Raw genomic sequence first — 3782 nt, forward strand, 5'->3', positions numbered from 1 at the left:
AACCACGGATTCAACTACTCCTCCGGCACAAAAAGCAACAGCGGTTTGGATTTGAATTTCAGTGCAACTGGTCTCTATCCTGATGCCACAGGAAACCGTGGCTTCGGTCTTCAGTTGCGTTGCCTCTCGGAATAAACGGTGCCGCGTGCCCGCGGTGGGGAATGGGTAGGCCTTGGTTCAACTCCCAAGCGCGGCACACCGCTACTCCCGAATCCACTTCCGCTCGAACTGCAACCCCCGATATTCCGGCGCGATCCAGACGTACATCTTGCCGATCATCTCGTTGAGCCACTTGTCCAGCGTCCGGTTCTGTTTGTCCTGGAGCGCCACATCCTCGATGATCTCGTAGTCCTGCGCCAGGCTCGCCACGTGCGTCGGGATCACCTCGTTGAGCCGCACGATCTTGTAGAGCGTGTTCCCGTTCGCCCGGTCGATCGTTTCGAACGGCGCCGAGACTTCGCCCGGCTGCAACCGCGACAGAGCCCGGTAGTCCATCGGGTCGAGCGCATCCTTCATGTAGCGCGGATTGGCGTACTTCGTGTCGAAATTCTCCCGCGCCTCCTTCGCGTTGAAGACCACCCCGCCGTTTCGGTTCGTCTGGGCATCCATCGAGTAGAGCCCGACCGCCTCTTCGAACGCCTTTTTGTCCGTTCCGATCTCCCGGGCCAAGCTGTCGAGGAGCTTCAGTTCGCGTTCCGTCTCCTCGACCGTGAACTGCGGTTTGAGCAGGATCTGGCGGAAGTGCAACAGGTTGTCGCGCCGCGAGATCAGCTCCACGATGTGGTATCCGTACTCCGTCTCGATCACCTCCGAGACCATCCCCGGCTTCAGGTTTTCGAGCGCCTCGACGATCGGATAGACCAGCTGGTTGGCATCCCCCGGCCCCCATTCGCCGCCGCTGCGTGCCGTCCCCGGGTCCATCGAGTAGAGCCGCGCCAGCGCCCCCAGCTTTTCGCCCGCCAGAATCCGGCGGCGGAATTCGAGCAGCCGCTGCCGCACCTCGAACTTACGCTCCTCTGTGGCCGGCGGCAGCCGCACGATCTGGGCGTAGACGTACTGTTCCGGGATCAGCTCCATCGAGTCGAGCGGCACTTTGCCGAAGAAGTCCGCCACCTCGGCATACGTCACCGTCACCTTTTTCATCACGTCGCTCTGCATCAGGCTGGCCAGCTGCATGTCTTCGGCCGCCTTTTTCAGGTCGTCCTTGATGGCGTAGATCTCCTTGCGGAACCTCTTTTCGAGCGCCTTGACCGATCCCGCTTCGAGCACCAGTTGCTGGATTTGAGCCTCGATCTGCGCTTCGAGTCCGCCGGGGAGCTCCTTGTCGAGCGAGTCGGCCCGGGCCTGTTCCGAGAGGAGTTTCACGATGAGCAGGTTCTCCAGCGCCTCGTCGCGAGCCGGCCGGTCGGTGATCGTACCCGTCATGGCACGCGCCCGCACCGTTTCGTTGGTGGCTTCTTCGAGGTCGGAGAGGAGGATCTGGCTGTTTCCCACCACCGCCACGACCTCGTCGGCAATGGTTTGCGGGAGGACGTGCGCCGTCGAGTCCGTCGCCGGCGCCGCGAGCGCAGCTCCCCGGCCCGAAGCGAGCACGAGCCCGCCCAGCAGCAGAAAGGTCGAAAAGTGTCTGATTCTCATGTAGGAGAGAGAGGTTGATTATTCGCTGATTTTGATGTCGAACCGTCGGTCGTTCCGGGCCGAGGCGTAGAGGCTGTCTTCGAGGTGTCTGAGCAACTCCTGCCGCCGCCGGTTGAGGATGATTTTACGGATATTTTCCGTTTCGCGTTCCCTGGGCGAGTAGTCTCCGCTGGGCCGGAAGAGGTCGATGGCCAGCATGTATTTGTATTCGTCGTCCTCGACGTCGTAGTAGCGGTGCGTCCGGAGGAAGTCGTCGAAGTTGCTCTGCGAGAAAGGGATATGCTGGATCACGGTGCTGAAGTCCGTCCACTCGGTGCTGAAGTCGTCCGTCCGGTATCCGTTTTTGTGACAGATGTTGAGGAAGTCGTTCCGGTCGTTTTCGTTTTCGGATCGGAACATCTCTTCGAGCTTTTTGCTCTGCCTGAGTCCGGCCGGAATCCTTGCGATGCGTGCCTTGACGATCGGCCCGGCGAGCCGGAATCCGTTCCGGTTCGCGTCGTAGTACTCGGTGATCTGCTCCGCCGTGACCGCCGTGTCGAGCCGCTGCCCGATCCACTCCTGTTCGTAGCGGTAGGTGAGCAGCGCGCCGCGATACTCGGCCACCCGGGCCTCGATATCCTGGGTCTGTTCCGAGAAAGCCTCCTCTGCCGCGGCGCTTTTGATCTCCTTGCGCACCCAGTTTTCGGCAATGGCCTGCAACGCCGCCACGCTGTCCCGTGCCGTGAGCCCCGGTTCGATGAGTCCGGCGATGTCGCTGGCATAGAGTTTCCGGTTTCCGACCGAGGCGATGACCTCGCCGCGATCGGCGTTGTAGAGTTTGAGTTTGTTGCAACTCGGGGCGCCGATCGCCAGTCCGGCGAGCAGCAGCCCGGCGAGGCAGGTGCGTGTCGAGAGGTGTTTCACGGTGGTGTTACGATGTGGGCGCGCCCGAAGCGGGGAGCGCACTAACGAACAAAAATAGCGATTCTTTTGCGAAATCCCTAATCCCTCCGGGCGGAATCGCTCTTGGTGCGTTTGATGCGCCGCACGGCATAGGCCGCTGCGGCTGCCGCCAGCACGATCGAGAGGCCGTAGGCGGTGTACCATACGGGCCCTTCTCCGCCTCCGAGGAGCCGTTTTTCGATGCTTTCGCTTCCGAGGACGAAGCCTGCGAGGGTGGCGATGCCGTTGTTGATGAAGTGTACGGCGACGGCGCTGCCCAGCGATCCGGTGAAGTGGTAGATGCAGCCGAGGATCAGGCCGACGCAGCCGGCGTAGATCATCTGTTGGGGGATGAGGTGGATGGCGCCGAAGATGGCGGCGGCGATCAGGATTCCGGCTCCGGGCCCGACTCGTGCGACGAGGTTTTTCTGGATGATGCCGCGGAAGAGGAACTCTTCGAGGAGCGGCGCGGCGGCGACGGCGGTGATGACGGGCCAGAGTCCGCCCCTGAGGTAGTCGTCGAGCAGTCGGCTGTACTGGTCGGGCATCCGGTCGGTGATGGGTGTGAGGAGGATGCCTGTGGCGAAGAGGAGGATGACTCCGACGAGGATAAAGGGCCCGTGGAGTTTCCACTTTTCGGGCCGGAAAGAGGGCATGAGCACTCCCCAGTGCCGTCTGATGGCGAGTGCGTAGCCGATGGTGACGGCGAAGCTGCCGACGTAGGCGATGAATTGGCGGAGTCCGGCGTTTCCGAGGTGGTCGAGTTGTCGGGCGAGGGCTCCGAGGAGCATGTTGGCGGCGCAGAAGAGGATCAGCAGGCTGAGGATGGGGAACCAGAGGCTTCGGTGCGTCGTGGCTTGGGGGTTTGGCATGAGGGGGGGGCGTTGAGGGGTTGTTTGTGTTCGCGTTTGCGTTGTTTGCGTTCACGTTTGCACGTTTGCCCGGACAACGAGTGTCGGGGTGAAATTATTGTGTGCCTCAGGGTGTTTTTGTGCAGGGGCTGTTCACTTTTTTGGGTGCCTGAATAGAAATCCCCGCCCCGGGCTTACGCGATTCAGGCCTTCACGGATTATTGGGAGCTCTGGCGAGCGTCGGCCTCAGCGGATACAGCTACTCATCATCGACAAAAGAAGCTTACAGTCTATTCGTAGATTTCCACACACAGGGTTTCAGCCCCAGCTATACAAATGGCCGTGGTTTCGGTTTTCAGTTGCGTTGCCTCT

The 3782-nt window shown here is 61.2% G+C and carries 3 protein-coding genes; all 3 read right to left on the reverse strand.

Translation table 11 applies throughout. The features are described from left to right. Positions 1 to 201: 201 nt before the first annotated feature. Complete coding sequence (locus QZ302_RS09275) at positions 202 to 1638, reverse strand: peptidylprolyl isomerase (RefSeq protein ID WP_294594718.1); 1437 nt, start codon at positions 1636 to 1638, stop codon at positions 202 to 204. Positions 1639 to 1656: 18 nt separating this feature from the next. Then, the gene (locus QZ302_RS09280) at positions 1657 to 2541 is read right to left on the reverse strand and encodes a hypothetical protein (protein WP_294594720.1); all 885 of its coding nucleotides are present in this window, start codon (positions 2539 to 2541) and stop codon (positions 1657 to 1659) included. 77 nt (positions 2542 to 2618) lie between these two features. Further along, a complete protein-coding gene (locus QZ302_RS09285; RefSeq protein WP_294594722.1) occupies positions 2619 to 3431 on the reverse strand; it encodes a type II CAAX endopeptidase family protein in 813 nt (270 codons plus the stop codon). Positions 3432 to 3782 lie beyond the last annotated feature (351 nt).

It is taken from the genome of uncultured Rikenella sp. (genome assembly GCF_910579375.1).
In the GTDB taxonomy this organism is placed as follows: domain Bacteria; phylum Bacteroidota; class Bacteroidia; order Bacteroidales; family Rikenellaceae; genus Rikenella.

Bases quoted from the DNA above. Each gene is read 5' to 3' on its own strand.
- QZ302_RS09275 (WP_294594718.1), bottom strand. From the start codon at position 1,638: ATGAGAATCAGACACTTTTCGACCTTTCTGCTGCTGGGCGGGCTCGTG.
- QZ302_RS09285 (WP_294594722.1), bottom strand. From the start codon at position 3,431: ATGCCAAACCCCCAAGCCACGACGCACCGAAGCCTCTGGTTCCCCATC.